This is a genomic window from Microbacterium sp. BE35, from assembly GCF_031457705.1.
GTDB classification, from domain to species: Bacteria; Actinomycetota; Actinomycetes; order Actinomycetales; family Microbacteriaceae; genus Microbacterium; species Microbacterium trichothecenolyticum.
Window position 1 is genome coordinate 228,932 of record NZ_JAVDXD010000007.1, and the last position, 15,971, is coordinate 244,902.

11 protein-coding genes and 1 tRNA gene are annotated in these 15,971 nt (G+C 70.8%); 9 read left to right on the plus strand and 3 right to left on the minus strand.

All coding sequences use genetic code 11. From position 1 onward, the window contains the following. Positions 1 to 21: 21 nt before the first annotated feature. Positions 22 to 432, plus strand: a complete 411-nt coding sequence (locus tag J2Y46_RS20465; protein WP_045296460.1) for a hypothetical protein — start codon at positions 22 to 24, stop codon at positions 430 to 432. A gap of 321 nt (positions 433 to 753) precedes the next feature. Here the strand turns inward: J2Y46_RS20465 and radA are convergent, their stop codons facing one another. Continuing rightward, complete coding sequence (gene radA, locus J2Y46_RS20470) at positions 754 to 2,124, minus strand: DNA repair protein RadA (protein WP_310244974.1); 1,371 nt, start codon at positions 2,122 to 2,124, stop codon at positions 754 to 756. A 193-nt stretch (positions 2,125 to 2,317) separates the two neighbouring features. Between radA and J2Y46_RS20475 the strand changes: the two genes are divergently transcribed. The 6 genes from J2Y46_RS20475 to J2Y46_RS20500 all read left to right on the plus strand — a co-directional run bounded on the left by J2Y46_RS20475 (position 2,318) and on the right by J2Y46_RS20500 (position 11,666). Continuing rightward, a complete protein-coding gene (locus J2Y46_RS20475) occupies positions 2,318 to 3,154 on the plus strand; it encodes an urea amidolyase associated protein UAAP1 (RefSeq protein WP_045296463.1) in 837 nt (278 codons plus the stop codon). Beyond that, complete coding sequence (locus J2Y46_RS20480) at positions 3,151 to 3,885, plus strand: urea amidolyase associated protein UAAP2 (protein ID WP_045296464.1); 735 nt, start codon at positions 3,151 to 3,153, stop codon at positions 3,883 to 3,885. Before J2Y46_RS20475 ends, J2Y46_RS20480 begins: the two co-directional genes overlap by 4 nt. After that, positions 3,882 to 7,508, plus strand: coding sequence for an urea carboxylase (gene uca / locus J2Y46_RS20485; protein ID WP_310244976.1), 3,627 nt, complete (start codon positions 3,882 to 3,884; stop codon positions 7,506 to 7,508). Before J2Y46_RS20480 ends, uca begins: the two co-directional genes overlap by 4 nt. Further along, the gene (locus tag J2Y46_RS20490) at positions 7,505 to 9,187 is read left to right on the plus strand and encodes an allophanate hydrolase (protein WP_310244978.1); all 1,683 of its coding nucleotides are present in this window, start codon (positions 7,505 to 7,507) and stop codon (positions 9,185 to 9,187) included. Before uca ends, J2Y46_RS20490 begins: the two co-directional genes overlap by 4 nt. 44 nt (positions 9,188 to 9,231) lie before the next feature. Beyond that, on the plus strand, positions 9,232 to 9,876 hold the full coding sequence (locus J2Y46_RS20495) for a TetR/AcrR family transcriptional regulator (protein ID WP_045296469.1): 645 nt from the start codon (positions 9,232 to 9,234) through the stop codon (positions 9,874 to 9,876). Positions 9,877 to 10,067: 191 nt separating this feature from the next. Continuing rightward, positions 10,068 to 11,666, plus strand: coding sequence for an amino acid permease (locus tag J2Y46_RS20500; RefSeq protein WP_310244980.1), 1,599 nt, complete (start codon positions 10,068 to 10,070; stop codon positions 11,664 to 11,666). Positions 11,667 to 11,828: 162 nt separating this feature from the next. Here the strand turns inward: J2Y46_RS20500 and J2Y46_RS20505 are convergent, their stop codons facing one another. Both J2Y46_RS20505 and J2Y46_RS20510 read right to left on the minus strand, forming a co-directional pair. Continuing rightward, positions 11,829 to 12,782: an L-lactate dehydrogenase gene (locus J2Y46_RS20505; RefSeq protein ID WP_045296471.1), complete on the minus strand. Its 954-nt coding sequence runs from the start codon at positions 12,780 to 12,782 to the stop codon at positions 11,829 to 11,831. A 52-nt stretch (positions 12,783 to 12,834) separates the two neighbouring features. Continuing rightward, entirely contained in the window at positions 12,835 to 14,196 is a 1,362-nt protein-coding gene (locus J2Y46_RS20510) for an MFS transporter (protein ID WP_045296478.1), read from the minus strand. A gap of 262 nt (positions 14,197 to 14,458) precedes the next feature. Here J2Y46_RS20510 and J2Y46_RS20515 point away from each other — a divergent pair, with 262 nt between their 5' ends. Together J2Y46_RS20515 and J2Y46_RS20520 are read left to right on the plus strand one after the other, a co-directional pair. Then, positions 14,459 to 15,316 (plus strand): LLM class F420-dependent oxidoreductase, encoded by an 858-nt coding sequence (locus J2Y46_RS20515; protein ID WP_045296472.1) that lies wholly within the window; start codon positions 14,459 to 14,461, stop codon positions 15,314 to 15,316. Between the two features lie 55 nt (positions 15,317 to 15,371). Next, positions 15,372 to 15,462 (plus strand) — tRNA-Ser (locus J2Y46_RS20520). Positions 15,463 to 15,971 lie beyond the last annotated feature (509 nt).

A 15,971-nucleotide genomic window follows, 5' to 3' on the forward strand; every position in this document is an offset into this window, starting at 1 on the left:
GCGGGCGATTACGCTGGACGGGTGGCAGGCAAGAAGCGCGCGAACAAGGCGAAGGAACCGCTCGAGTTCCGCAACACGCAGCTCGGCGACGCGCTCCAGACGCAGGACATGGCCGCGGTCGCCTTCGCGCTGCGCCACGGGCCCACCGTCGTCCCGCTGATGCGTCCCGGACACCGCGACAACCCACTCGATGTCGGCGAGGTCTGGACGTACCGCGACGCGAAGACCGGCGACGTCGCGCTGCTGCTGTTCAGCGACGCCGCACACAAGCCCGAGACGCTGCCGCCGGGAGTCGCGCTGCAATCGCCGAGTTGGCTGCGCGCCTTCCTCGGCGCGCACGAGGACGAGATCACCACCGTCTTCTTCGACATCGCCGGACCACACCCTCTGCAGGCGTCGCCCACCGACCTCATCGCCGCACTCGACGCCTGACTCCGGCGTCCCGCCTCCCGGGCCACGTTCGTGTCGACCAGATCAGGAGATCCGGCGAGAACCGGACGATCGGGCGCGAAAGTTCCTGTCTCCGCCAGGTCTCCTGATCTGGCAAGAGGGGGCGCCGGACGGATGCCTCGACCCGGCGACACTCCGGGCGAAGGGTTTGCGCGACGCGGGACCACGGGGCAGACTCGCCGGGTGGAATTCCTGCTGGTCGGAATCGTGTGCGCGGCTGGACTCGTGATCCCCATCGTGCTGGGATTCGCCGACCCGGAGCGTCGCCGGCGGCCTCGCGGTCGCTGAGCGCGTCGCCGCTGCTCAGACCTCGGGGATGTCCTCGCCGGGGCGGCCCTTCGAGCGCGCCCGCACGTCGCTGACGGCGCCGCCCAGCGACCCCGAGCGGTGGTCGATCACGTCCCGATAGCCGAGGCGGGCTCCTTCGCTGCGCCGCTGTGCGGCCTGGGTGACGGGACGCACCTCGCCCGCCAGACTCAGCTCGCCGACGACGGCGATATGCCGCGGGATCGTCCAGCCCTCGACCGCGCTGGCGACCGCGAGCGCGATGGCGAGGTCGGCCGCCGGTTCGGCGAATCTCACACCGCCGACCGTCGAGACGTAGACGTCCTGGTCGGAGGTCTTGATCCGCATCCGCTTCTCGAGCACCGCGAGCACGGTCGCGACGCGCGCGGCATCGACGCCGTTCACGATGCGCCGCGGGTTGCCCGACTTGCTGTCGATGGTGAGCGCCTGCACCTCGACCGGCAGCGCGCGGCGGCCCTCGAGCGCGATCGACACGCACGTGCCGGGCTCGGTGCTGCCGTGCCCGAGGAACAGCGCGCTGGGGTCGGGCACCTCGGCGATGCCGGCGCCGGTCATGTCGAAGCATCCGACCTCGTCCGTGGGGCCGAAGCGGTTCTTGAGCGCGCGCACGAACCGCAGCGACGTCTGCCGGTCGCCCTCGAACTGGCAGACCACGTCGACCAGGTGCTCGAGGATGCGAGGCCCCGCGATCGAGCCGTCTTTTGTCACGTGACCCACGATGATCGTCGGCAGCCCGCGGTCCTTCGCGACGCGGATGAGCGTCGCGGCGACCTCGCGCACCTGCGACGGATGCCCGGCCATGCCCTCGGACAGTGCCGACGACACCGTCTGCACCGAGTCGACGATGAGGAGGTCGGGCGTCACGTCGTCGACGTGGCCGAGGATCGTCGCCAGGTCGGTCTCGCTCGCGAGGTACAGCTCGTCGTGGAGAGCGCCGGTGCGTTCGGCGCGCAGCCGCACCTGTGCCGTCGATTCCTCGGCGCTCGCGTAGAGCACGCGGCGCCCGGCCTGCGCCGACCGTGCGGCGACCTCGAGCAGCAGCGTCGACTTGCCGACGCCCGGTTCGCCCGAGAGGAGGATGGCGGCCCCGGGCACGAGCCCGCCGCCGAGCACGCGGTCGAACTCGCCCACGCCGGTGGTGCGCCGCGGGGCGTCGGAGGTGTCGATGCGGGTGATCGGCTGCGCCGCGCGCCCCGTCCCGGGAGACACCGGCGTGACCGACCGGAGGATGCCGGTCTGTTCGGCGGCCTCGACCACGGTGCCCCACTGCTGGCACTCGCCACAGCGCCCGACCCACTTGAGCGTGGTCCAGCCGCACTCGGTGCACCGATAGGGGGCGGTCTGCGTCGGGCGTCGGGCGGCGGGCATGCGATGAGCCTACGTCCGCCCCGCGACATCGCCGGCGAGCCCCGCTGAGCCGCGCGGGACGAAAGCGAGCTGTCGCAGCATCCGTCGCCCGGATCCGTTACACGGGCGAAACGAGGGCACAATCGCGCCGACACCGGGCCGCCCCATACTTCGAATACCTGTCGTTCGACAGATATAGGTAGGAGCCCCGGGAATGACCACACTCCACGTCACCGACACCGTCGGCAACGCCCGCGCCGATGCCCGCGCGCAGACCGGCCTGACCAGCGACTTCATGCCCTACCTGCCGGCATCCTCCTCTCCCTATGTCCCCGCCGGCGTCGACCCGGCCACGCTCACGTGGGCCGAGACGGTCGCACCTGGCGGCTACACCCACCGCGTGATCGCCCGGGGCACCCACCTGCGTCTTGACGACCCGGCCGGCGACGCCAACGCGCACGTGCTGCTGTTCAATGCCGACGAGCCGTGGGAACGCCTGAACGTCGCCGACACCGTCAAGATCCCGTGGCAGGCCTACCTCGGGGCGGGGCATCCCCTGCTCTCAGGCGACGGCCGTGCGCTCGCCACGATCGTCGCCGACACCTCGGGGCGGCATGACGCACTGTTCGGAACGTCGACGGATGCTGCGAACCTGGCGCGGTTCGGCGATGCACGTCCGGAGGGCCCGGCGCCGTCAGGCCGTGCGCTGTTCCTCAAGGCGGCCGCGAAGCACGGCCTCGCCCCGCGCGACCTGCCGCCGAGCATCTCGTTCTTCCAGGGCGTGAGGGTCGGACCGGACGGTGCGATCGAGTGGCTCGGGTCAGCCGGACCCGGCACCTCGGTCACGCTCGTGGCCGAACTGCCGCTCATCGTGCTCATAGCGAACGTCATGCATCCCGCCGATCCGGCGCCCGGCTACCGCAGCGGCCCGCTGCGCGTGCACGCGTGGCGCGGCTCGCCGACGCTGCCCGGCAGCCCGCGATTCGACGCCTCGCCCGAGTCGCGCCGTGCCTACCTGAACACCCTCGACTACGCGGAGGCCCGCGCATGACCCTCGTCGCAACCCCCTTCGAAAGCGCGGTGCCCGTCGGCGCCGTCGCCGCTCCCGACTCGCTGCTGGACTGGAGTTCGAGTGCCGTCCCCGGCCGCGTCGTCGCGGACGAGCGCATCGTGTCCAACGCGTCGTGGTCGGCCGTCGTCGCCGCCGGCAATGTGCTCACCATCGTCGACGTCGGCGGCAACCAGTCAGCGGACTTCCTCGTGTACGACGCCCACGACACGGCGCACCGCTACAGCGCGCCCGACACCCTCGTCGCGCAGGGCAACGCCTACCTGCGCGAGGGGTCGGTGCTGCTCTCGAACGAGTCGCTGCCGCTCATGACCGTCGTGGTGAACGAGATCGACCGTCAGGACACCATCGGGGGAGCGTGCTCCAAGGAGTCCAACACGCTGCGCTACGGGCACCACGTCGCGTTCCAGCACGCGTGCCGCGAGAACTTCCTCACCGAGGCGGCGGTGCACGGGCTCGGCGCGCGCGACCTCGTCTCGAACATCAACTGGTTCATGAACGTCCCCGTCGAGGCCGACGGCAGCCTCGGCATCGTCGACGGCATGAGCGCCCCCGGCAAACGCGTTGCGCTGCGCGCCGAGCGCGACGTTCTCGTGATCGTGTCGAACTGCCCGCAGATGAACAACCCCTGCAACGACTTCAACCCCACGCCGCTGCGCGTGATCACGGTCGAGCCGCGCGAGGCGGCCGGCACCGAGGAGGCCTCCCGATGACCGCTCTCTCGCGCGACACCGTCCTGATCGCCAACCGCGGCGAGATCGCGCGGCGCGTCATCCGCTCGGCCCGCGACCTCGGCATGCGCACCGTCGCCGTGTACTCCGACGCCGATCGCGCCGCGCCGCACGTGCGCGAGGCCGACGAGGCGGTGCGCCTCGGCCCGGCCGCGCCCAAGGAGTCGTACCTCCGCGCCGACGCCGTGCTCGAGGCGGCGCTCAACGCCGGCGCCGGGCTCATCCACCCCGGCTACGGGTTCCTGTCCGAGAACCTCGCGTTCGCGGCGGCCGTCGAGGGGGCGGGCATCGGGTTCGTCGGGCCTTCGGCAGACCACATCGCCGCGTTCGGCGAGAAGCACACGGCCCGTGAGCTCGCGCAGCGCGCGGGGGTGCCCATGCTCCACGGCACGGGCCTGCTCGCCGACGCCGACGAGGCCGTCGCGGCCGCCGACGCGATCGGCTACCCCGTCATGGTGAAGGCCACCGGCGGTGGTGGTGGCATCGGCATGCAGGCGTGCTTCAGCGCCACCGAGGTGCGCGACGCCTTCGCCCGGGTCGCGGCGCTCGCCGCGGCGAACTTCGGGTCTACGGGCATCTTCCTCGAGCGCTTCGTGCGCCCCGCCCGTCACGTCGAGGTGCAGCTGTTCGGCGACGGCGAGGGCCGCGTCGCGGTGTTCGGCGACCGCGACTGCTCGCTCCAGCGCCGCAACCAGAAGGTCATCGAAGAGGCGCCCGCGCCCGCCCTGCCCGCCCACGTGCGCGACCTGCTGCACCGATCGGCGCGTGAGCTCGCAGCATCCGTCTCCTATCGGAGTGCCGGCACCGTCGAGTTCGTGTACGACCCGGTGCGTGAGGAGGCGTCGTTCCTCGAGGTGAACACGCGCCTGCAGGTCGAGCATCCCGTCACCGAGGAGGTGTTCGGGGTCGACCTGGTCGCGATGATGCTCACCCTCGCCCGCGACGGTGCATCGGGGCTTGCCGAAGACGTGTTCACGCGGGAATGGATGCCGCGGGGAGTCGCCGTCGAAGCGCGCGTGTACGCCGAGGACCCGGGCAAGAGCTCGCTGCCCTCGACGGGTCTCGTGACGCGTGCCGCGTTCCCCGGCCAGGGTGCGGAGGCGATCGCCGGGGTGCGGATCGACGGCTGGGTCGAGGACGGCACCGAGGTCACGGCGTCGTACGACCCCATGCTCGCGAAGGTGATCGCGCACGCCGGCGACCGGCCCGCGGCGCTCGAGCTGCTCGGCCATGCGCTCGACGCCAGCCGCGTCGACGGCATCGTCACGAACCTCGGGATGCTGCGCGCGCTCGCCGAGACACCCGCGCTCGTCGACGCGACCCACAGCACCTCCACCCTCGACGTCACCGAGGATCCCGATCCGCGCATCGACGTCATCGCGCCCGGTGCGATGACCACCGTGCAGGACCTTCCCGGTCGCGTCGGGTACTGGCAGATCGGCGTTCCGCCGAGCGGCCCGTTCGACCGCGTGTCGTTCTCCGAGGCGAACCTCGCCGTCGGCAACCCCGAAGGCGCACCCGCGCTCGAGATCACGCTCACCGGGCCGACCCTGCGGTTCTCGCACGCCGCGGTCGTCGCCGTCACCGGCGCTCCCGCCGCGGTCACGGTGGACGGCGAGCGCGTGCCGCTGTGGGAGCCGGTGCGTGTGCCTGCCGGTGCGACGCTGGCGATCGGGCCCGCGAGCGGCCCGGGGCTTCGGACCTACGTCGCCCTGCGCGGCGGTCTCGACGTGCCGGCCTACCTCGGCAGCGCGTCGACCTTCACGCTCGGCGGCTTCGGTGGCCACGGCGGCCGGGCGCTCCTGGCCGGCGACGTGCTGCGCCTGGGCGGCGTCGAGGCGCCGGTGGTCGACGCCGAGCTCGGCGACGAGACCCCGGCCGACCGCCGCCCGGCGCTCACCGACGCGTGGACCATCGGTGTGACCGAGGGTCCGCACGCCGCGCCCGAGTTCTTCACCCGCGACGACCTCGATGCGTTCTACGCCACCGACTACGAGGTGCACCTGAACTCGGCGCGCACCGGCGTGCGGCTCATCGGGCCGAAGCCGCGCTGGGCCCGGCCCGACGGGGGAGAGGCGGGGCTGCATCCGTCGAACATCCACGACACCCCGTATGCCGTGGGCGCGATCGACTTCACCGGTGACACCCCGATCATCCTCGGGCCCGACGGCCCGTCGCTGGGCGGATTCGTGTGCCCGGCCGTGGTGGCGAGCGGCGAGCTCTGGAAGGTGGGACAGCTGCGCCCCGGCGACCGCGTGCGGTTCGTGCCGGTCCTCGAGGCCGAGGCGCCGTCGCTCATCACGCGGCGCGCCGCCCCGACGCTCCTCACTGCGGGCGGCGACGGCGATGACGGCGTATACGCGCGCCGCGCGGAGACCGAGACGGGTCCGAGCGTCACCTATCGCCGCGACGGCGACTCCAACGTGCTCGTGGAGTACGGCCCGATGCAGCTCGACCTCGCGCTGCGCATGCGCATCCACGCTCTGCAGGAGACGCTGGCCGCGCACGCCCCGAAGGGCATCGTCGACGTCACCCCCGGCATCCGTTCCCTCCAGGTCCACACCGACCCGGACGTCCTGCCCGCGTCCAAGATGGCGGCGCTCCTGCAGGAGCTGGAGGCCGAGGTGCCGCCCACGAGCGAGCTCGTCGTGCCCTCGCGCACGGTGCGCCTGCCACTCAGCTGGGACGATCCCGCGACGCGGCTGGCGATCGAGCGGTACATGAACGGCGTCCGCAACGACGCCCCGTGGACCCCGTGGAACATCGAGTTCATCCGCCGCATCAACGGCCTCGACTCGGTCGACGACGTGTTCCGCACCGTGTTCGACGCGAGCTATCTCGTGCTGGGACTCGGCGACGTGTACCTCGGCGCCCCGGTGGCGACCCCCCTCGACCCGCGCCACCGGCTCGTCACGACCAAGTACAACCCCGCCCGCACCTGGACCGCCGAGAACTCCGTCGGCATCGGCGGCGCGTACATGTGCATCTACGGCATGGAGGGCCCGGGCGGCTACCAGTTCGTCGGCCGCACCGTGCAGATCTGGAACCGCTTCCGCCGCGGCGGGCTGTTCCAGGAGAACCCGTGGGCGCTGCGCTTCTTCGACCGCATCGAGTGGTACCCGGTCTCGGCCGAGGAGCTGCTCGAGCTGCGCGCCGAGACCGACGCCGGCCGCGGCGAGTACGAGACCGTCGACGGCAGCTTCTCGATCGCCGAGTACTCGCGGTTCCTCGACGACAACGCCGCCTCGATCTCGCAGTTCCGCGATCGCCAGAGCGCGGCGTTCGCCGAGGAGCGGGAGCGCTGGCGCCTCGCGGGCGAGTTCGAGCGCTCGGACGAGCCGCCCGCACCGCCGGCTCCCGCCGAGATCACGATCCCCGACGGTGCCGAGCCGGTGTACGCGCCGTTCGCCTCGACGGTGTGGCAGCTGTCGGTCGACGTCGGCAGTGCGGTCGCCGCGGGCGATCCGATCCTGTCGGTCGAGGCCATGAAGATGGAGTCCAAGGTCGTCGCTCCGCGCGCGGGCCGAGTGCTCGAGCTGTACGCCTCACCCGGAGAGCAGGTCGTCCCGGGTCAGATCCTCGCCGCGATCGGAGCACACGCATGACCCGCCGCCAGCCGACCGCCCGCGCCGCCGTCGAGCGCTCCCTCGCCCGGATCGCCGAGGTCGACCGACCCGAGATCTGGATCTCGCTGCGGCCCGCGGCCGATCTGGTCGCGGAAGCCGCCGACGTCGACGCGCGCGTCGCGGCCGGTGACGACCTGCCGCTGGCCGGCCTCACCGTCGCGGTCAAGGACAACATCGACGTCGCCGGACTCCAGACGACGGCGGGAGCGGCATCCTTCGCATACGAACCCGTCGTCGACGCGACCGCGGTCGCCCGCCTCCGCGCCGCGGGTGCGATCGTGGTCGGCAAGGCGAACCTGGACCAGTTCGCGACGGGACTCGTCGGCACGCGCTCACCGTTCGGAGCCGTGCGCAACGCATGGGATCCGACGCGCATCTCCGGCGGCTCGTCGTCGGGCTCGGGCGTCGCGGTAGCCCTCGGCATCGTCGACCTCGCGCTCGGCACCGACACCGCCGGCTCGGGCCGCGTCCCGGCGGCGCTCAACGGCATCGTCGGCGTCAAGCCGACCAAGGGGCTGGTGCCCACGACCGGCGTCGTGCCCGCGTGCCGCACGCAGGACGTGGTGACGGTGTTCGCCCGCGACCTCGACCTCGCGAGGTCGGCGGTCGAGATGATGACCGGTGTCGACGGGCGGGATCCGCTGGCGAGGACGGATGCTGCGTACGCGGCGCTGCCCGCGCGCGCACGGCTCGCCGTGCCGCTGCCGACCCAGCTCGAGGGCCTCGCGGACGGCTGGCGTGAAGCCTTCGTCGCCGCCACAGAGGTGGCGCGGTCCGCGGGGTTCGAGGTCGTCGAGCGCGACATCTCGGCGCTGCTGGATGCGGCGCGGCTGCTGTACGACGGCGCGTTCGTCGCCGAGCGGTACAGCGCCGTCGGCGCGCACATCGCGGCTCACCGCGAGCTGATCGGCGCGGACCTCGACGAGACGGTCGCGGGCATCATCCTCGCCGGCGCGGCGCCGGCGGCGCACGAGCTGTTCGACGACTTCGAGCGGCTCGACGCGCTGCGCCTGCGCGGGGCAGAGGCGCTCGACGGCTGCGTCGCGCTGCTCACCCCGACGACGACCTGGCACCCGACGCTCGCCGAGGTCGCGGCTGATCCGGTGGGCGCGAACTCGCGCATGGGGCGCTTCACGAACTTCGCGAACCTGCTCGACATGGCCTCGCTCGCGGTCCCCGCCGGCGTCGTCGACGGCCTGCCGTTCGGCATCATGCTGACCGGACCCGCATTCACCGATCGCGTGCTCGCGCAGATCGCGCAGCGCATCGCGGCGGCGCCGCGGCGCCTGTTCGTGGTGGGCGCGCACCTCAGTGGCCAGCCGCTCAACAGTCAGCTCGTCGCCGCCGGCGGCCGCCTGATCGGCGCAGCGTCCACCGCCGCCGAGTACGCGTTCCACGCGCTGGCCACCACGCCCGCGAAGCCCGGCCTCGTGCACATCGGCGCGGGCGGCACGTCGATCGTGGGCGAGGTGTGGGACCTTCCCGCGGCCGGATTCGCGGCGGTGGTGGATGCCGTGCCCCCGCCGCTCGCGATCGGCTCGGTGCTGCTCCACGACGGCACGAGGGTCGCCGGCTTCCTCGCCACGCCCGCTGCGCTCGAGGGTGCCACCGATGTCTCGGCACTCGGCGGCTGGCGCGCCCACCTCGCCAGGGCGTGATCCGCTCGACGGGCATCCTCGCGCGATCGTGCGAGGATGCCGGTATGAGCACGACGCCCCGAGCCCGCGTGGGCCGGCCCCGGGCCACCGCCGGCTCCACCCAACTGGCACCTCGCGACGAGATCCTCGATGCCGCCGCCGCGCTGTTCGTCGAGAACGGGTTCGCCGCCACCACGACCCGTGCGATCGCCGAGAGGATAGGCATCCGTCAGGCGTCCCTCTACTATCACTTCGCCGGCAAGGACGACATCCTCGTCGAACTGCTCGAGCGCACCGTGCGTCCCAGCGTCGAGTTCGCGAAGACGCTGCGCGAGGATCCGTCGCTCGCCTCCGCTGCCGCGCTGCACACGCTGGCCGTCCGCGACGTCGAGACTCTGGCCGCCGCACCGCACAACATCGGCACGCTCTATCTGCTGCCCGAGGCGAACCGCGACCGTTTCGACGGCTTCCGTGCGTCGCGGCGCGAGCTGCGTGACGCCTACGGCGCATTCGCGATGGATGCGGCGACCGACGCGCTTCGCGCCACCTGGACGCTCGCCGAACTGGGCGCCGCGATCATCCATCTCGTCGAGATCGTGATCCCGCTGCGTCGCGACGGCGAGATGATCGACGCCGTCCGCATCGCCGACGCCTGCCTGCGGCTGTGCGGCCTCGACGACGCCGCGATCGCCGCCGCCACCGGTCGCTGAGCCCGTTCCGAGGGCTCCGCGGCGCGCGTCCGGCCGCGGCCGGAACACTGTTACACGCCTGAAACGGGGCGGCAATCGGTGTGGAATCGCGGGCCTTCACACTCGATGCAAACGATAACTATCGATTGACAGGTATCGGGCTCCATCGCCTGTCCGGCCGTATCAGCACGCCACCTCCGAAAGGGCCCGCCATGGCATTGACCGCTCGCCGATCCTCGCTGCACGACTCCGGTGCCGACACCGACCACGGTTACACGCAGGAGCTCCACCGCGGGGTGGGCTCGTTCTCGTCTTTCGCTGCCGGCTTCTCGTTCGTCTCGATCCTCACGACCGTCTTCCAGCTCTTCGCGCTCGGCTTCGGGCTCGGGGGGGCCGCCTTCTTCTGGACCTGGCCCGCCGTGTTCCTCGGTCAGCTGATGGTCGCCCTCAACTTCGCTCAGCTCTCGGCGCGGTGGCCGATCTCGGGTGCGATCTTCCACTGGTCCAGCCGCCTGGCCGGCACCGTCTTCGGCTGGATGGCGGGCTGGACGATGGTGATCGGCCAGATCATCACCGTCGCCGTCGCGGCGATCGCCGTGCAGGCGGTGCTCCCGGCGATCTGGGACGGCTTCCAGATCGTCGGCGGCTCGGGCGCCGATCCATCGATCGCGTCTCCGACCGGTGCAGCGAACGCCATCGTGCTCGGCCTCATCATGCTCACCGCGACCACCACGGTGAACATCCTCAGCGTGCGGCTCATGGCGCGGATCACGTCGTTCGGTGTCGTCGTCGAGATCATCGGCGCGATCGTGCTCATCGCGATCCTGTTCCTGCTGCCGCAGCGCGACCCGTCGATCCTCCTCACCACCGAGGGACGCGTCGGCACCGGGCCGTACCTGTTCGCGTGGCTCGCGTCGTCGCTCATGGCCGCGTACGTGCTGGTCGGCTTCGACTCGGCGAGCGAGCTGGCCGAAGAGACCCACAATCCGCGCCGCACCACGCCCCGGACGATCCTGCGCGCGCTGGTGTTCTCGGGCCTCGGCGGCGCGCTGCTCATCGTCGGCGCACTGCTCGCCGCTCCCAGCCTCACCGACGGCAACCTCGCGACCTACGGACTCTCGTACGTCATCACCGCCGTCCTCGGCGACACGGGCGGACGCCTCATGCTGTGCACCGTCGCGGTCGCGGTGTTCGCGTGCACCCTCGCCGTGCAGACCGCCGGAGCGCGCATGATGTTCTCGATGTCGCGCGAGCGCGCCCTGCCGTTCCACCGCGCGATCGGTCGGGTCTCGCCGCGCACCGGCACGCCGATCACGGCATCGGTGGTGGTGGGGGTGGGCGCCGCCATCGCGCTCGCCGTGAACTTCGGCCAGCCCGCGCTGTTCACGGCGCTCTCGAGCATCGGAATCGCGATGATCTACATCGCGTATCTCGGCGTGACCGCACCGCTGCTGGTCGCCCGCATCCGTCAGCGCCGTAGCGGAGGTCTGCCCTCGGGCGTCGACGAGGACGGCAAGCCGTTGTTCACCCTCGACCGCTGGGGTGTCGTGGTGAACGCCGTCGCCGTCGCGTTCCAGATCGCGATGATCGTGAACCTCGTGTGGCCGCGGCCCGAGATCTACGACCTCGAGGGCGACTCGCCGCTGCTGCAGTGGAGCGCGCTCATCACGATCGGCCTCAGCCTCGCGATCGGTGGCGCTTACCTCTGGTGGCGCCGGCGCGCACACGGCCCGATCGTGCTCGCGCCGATCCCCATCACGGCGCATGCTCGGGCCACCACCGCCCGCGCCGAGAGCCACGGAGTCTCGTGACCGAGCCGTCGGACGTGTGGCCGCTCCTGTTCGTGATCCTGTCACTGGGGGCAGCCGTCATGGCCAGTCTCCTCGCGACGGCTCGCGGGCGGACATCGGACTCCTCACGGGAGCACGGTTCCGCCCGCGGGCGGCGGTCGCCCTCCGCGACCGAGTGAGAGCTCAGCCGCGCAGCGAGTCTGCCACCTGCTTCAGTGCGTCGGCGGAGGCGTGGAACAGTTCGAGCTCCTGGTGGTCGAACTGCGTCTCACGGATCGGCACGGCACCGGCCGCGCTCACGACGGAGGGCACCGACAGCGCCACGCCGTCGACGCCGTGGAAGTCGCGCAGCACCGGCGAGACCGGCATGACCGCGCGCTCGTCGTTCAGGATCGCCTCGATGATGCGCGCGCTCGACAGGCCGATCGCGTAGTTCGTCGCCCCCTTGCCCTGGATCACCTTGTAGGCGGCGTCGCGCACGTCGATGGCGATCTGGTCGAGCTCTTCGACGGACATGCGGTCGCCCGCGGGCGTGACCCACTCGAGGATCGGGACGGTGCCGATCGTCGCCTTCGACCACAGCGGGAACTCGGTGTCGCCGTGCTCGCCGACGATGTAGGCGTGCACGCTCGAAGTCGAGACTCCCGCGCGCTCGGCGAGCTTCCACCGCAGACGCGACGTGTCGAGCACGGTGCCCGACGCGAAGATGCGCTCGGGCGGCAGACCGGTCTCCTCCTGCGCGAGGACCGTGAGCACGTCGCAGGGGTTCGTGACGATGACGTAGACGGCGTCGGGCGCGACGCTCAAGAGCTGCGGCATCATCGTCTTCATGATCCCGGCGTTCACGCCGGCGAGCTCGATGCGCGTCTGGCCCGGGTTCTGCTTGGCGCCCGCTGTGATCACGACGACGTGCGAGCCCTCGACCACCGACAGATCGCTGCCGCCGATGATGTCGCTCGTGCCCGTGAACTGCGTGCCGTGTGCGAGGTCGAGCACCTCGGCCTCGACCTTCTGCGTGGCGATGTCGTAGAGGGCGACGTGGCGGGCGGAACCGCGGATGAGCGCGGCATATGCGGCGCTCGAGCCGACGCTGCCGGCTCCGACGATGGTGACTTTCGAGTTCTCGATGACGGCCATGCGGCCAGTCTTGCAGTGTGCCAGTGCCTCAGGCCAGCGTGGATCGCCGGGTCTATGCCTCGTCGGGTGAGCGCTCGGGATTGCGGATCCCGAAGAACGATGTGATCCCGCCGGCGATCATGAGCACCGCCGTGACGATGGCCGACCGGTGGAAGCCGTCGAGGTCGAGCGCGCCGCCGACGATGGTGGCGAGCAGGGCGATGGCGATGAGCCCCGCGACGCGCGCGACCGCGTTGTTCACCGCAGAGGCGATGCCCGAGCGTTCGGGCTCGATCGCGCCGAGGATCGCCGAGGTGAGCGGTGCGACCGTGAGCGCGAGGCCCGCTCCCATCACGATCATGCTCGGCAGCACCTGCCACCAGTACGAGAAGTCCGTGCCGACGGTGAGCAGGAGCAGCGCGCCGATCCCCATCGTGATCGGGCCGACGGTCATGAAGAACCGCGGACCCCACCTCCCGCTGAGCGCCCCGACCCGCGAGCTGAAGAGGATCATCAGGATCGTCATGGGAAGGCTCGCCAGCCCCGCGAGAGTGGCGGAGAGGCCGGCGCCCTCCTGCAGGTACACCACCACGACGAGTCCGTTCAGCGCCAGCGCCCCATAGATGAACGTGGTCGCGACGTTGCCGGTCCAGAAGTTGCGCACGCGGAACAGGTCGAGCGGGAGGATCGGATGCCGCACCGTGCGCTGGCGCAGCACGAACGCGAGGAACAGCACCGCGCCGAGGACGAGCGGCACCCAGATCGCGGGGGACCCCCAGCCCCGGTCGGGCTGCTCGATGAGGGCGTAGACCATGCCGCCGAGACCGAAGGTGCACAGGGCCGCGCCGATCCAGTCGATGGACGAATCGGGATGCCGGGTGTCGTGGAAGCCGCCGCGCGCCAGCATCATGAGCGTGACGCCGATCGGCACGACATTGATGAGGAACGCCCAGCGCCACGACACGAAGTCGACCAGGATGCCGCCGATCAGCGGGCCGACGATCATCGCCGAGGTCGTCATCGCCGTCCAGATGCCGATGGCACGGCTCTGGGCGGAGCCTGTGAAGTTCGATGTGATCAGCGCCAGCGAGCTCGGCACGAGGAACGCACCGGCCGCCCCCTGAAACCCGCGCGCGACGATGAGGAACTCCGCCGTCGGGGCGGCGGCGATCGCCAGGGAGGCGACTCCGAATCCGATGAGCCCGATCCGCAGCACCAGCACGCGCCCGTACGCGTCGCTCACCGATCCTGCGACGAGGATGAGCGCGCCGAGCGTGATGAGGTAGGCGTCGACCACCCACTGCTGCGTGGTGATGCCGCCACCGAGCTCGTCGCTGATCGCCGGCAGGGCGACATTCACGATCGTGCCGTCGAGGAAGGCCACGAACGACGCGAGCACCGCGATCCAGAGCACGTACCTCTGAGTTGTGGCCATGCGGCCCGTGACGGATGCCGGCGCCTGGGTGTGGTGCTCGTCGGTCACGGTCCCCACGTTAGACCCGCGCGGTCACCCCGAGGCCGCCGCATCCGTTCTCGACAGGTCGACCGGCCCTCTGCAGACGACTTTCGGGAGACCCGGCCCTGTGCGAGCCCGGCTGACATGTCGGAGCGGATCGCCCGTCCGCGGCCCTCGGGCGCCAGCGCGGCCACTAACCTGACGGTGCGGCCGGTCCGGTCGTCGGACACGGGAGATGCCGATGGACTTCGGAATCCACATCGCTGACTTCACCTGGCGCAGCGGCGCCGCTCAGCTCGGCCCGGCGCTCGCCCGGCATGTGCGCAATGCCGAGGACGCCGGGATCCGTCGCATCACGGTCATGGACCACTTCTGGCAGCTGCCCGGTCTCGGTCCGGTGGAGCACGAGATGCTCGAGGCCTACGCGACGCTCGGGTTCATCGCGGCGCACACCGAGAAGGCGATGCTGCATGCGCTGGTCACCGGTGTGATCTACCGGCATCCGTCGCTGCTGGCCAAGCAGGTCACGACGCTCGACGTGCTGTCAGGCGGTCGCGTGGGCCTCGGCATCGGCGCCGCGTGGAACGAGGAGGAGTGCCGCGGGCTCGGCCTGCCGTTCCCGCCCGTGGCGCAGCGCTTCCGCGAGCTCGAGGAGACGCTGCAGATCTGCCTGCAGATGTGGTCGGACTCGGAGGAGCCCTACGACGGCGCCATCTGGCAGCTCGAGCGCACGCTGAACTCGCCGCAGAGCATCAGCCGGCCGCATCCGTATCTGATGATCGGCGGCGGGGGCGAGAAGAAGACCCTGCGGCTCGTGGCCCAGTACGCGGATGCCTGCAACCTGGGCGTGCGCGACGAGCTGCCGACGCACAAGCTCGACGTGCTCCGCGGACACTGCGACGCCGTCGGACGCGACTACGACGACATCGAGAAGACCGCGATGGTTGCGATCACGCCGGAGTCGACCGCGGCGGATCTCGCGGGTATCGCCGAGTCGTTGGCGGGCGTCGGGTTCACCGCGACCTACGTGTTCGCGGTCGGGATCGACGAGCCGGAGCGCGTGGTGGACGTCATCCGCGGCGCGATCGAGCTGGGCTGAGGCCGCGCGAAGGCTCGATTCGCAGCATCCGCCGACGTGTCGTAAGCTTGTCGGCGGTGACGTGTCCGAGCGGCCGAAGGTGCAACTCTCGAAAAGTTGTGTAGGGTAACCCCCTACCGTGGGTTCAAATCCCACCGTCACCGCCATCTTCACCAGATCAGCCCTGCCTCGTGCAGGGCTGATCTGCGTTCGGGGCAGATTCGATCGCGACGTGATCGGGACGTTCCGCCGAGCCTCCGCGCCGGCCACGCAGTCGCGCAGGGCGTCGATTTGGACGAAAGCGCCATCGCGGGGTAGAGTCTTCTTGTTCGCCCCAAAGGGTAGAGCGAAAGGCCTCAGGGTCTGGCTCCCCTCAAGTAGCGAACCACCCCATCACCTCCAAGACGCTCCGCGTGCTGGACGATGGGTCTCTCACTCGAAGCGCCCGGTCGGTCTGACGGATGGCTTCGGTGGGATAAGATGGTGAAGTTGCCCAGCTGGGGCGCGGGTCGTGGGATTCGTTGCTGGTTGGTGCGTCCGATCTTTGAGAACTCAACAGCGTGCACTTGTCAAATGCCAATTTTTTTCTCTGTCGACCATTTTTTGGTTGGTGGGGGTCTTTTTTGGATCAATTCATGGATGTCAGTTTGATATTCGTTTTTGGTCATGGTTGAAC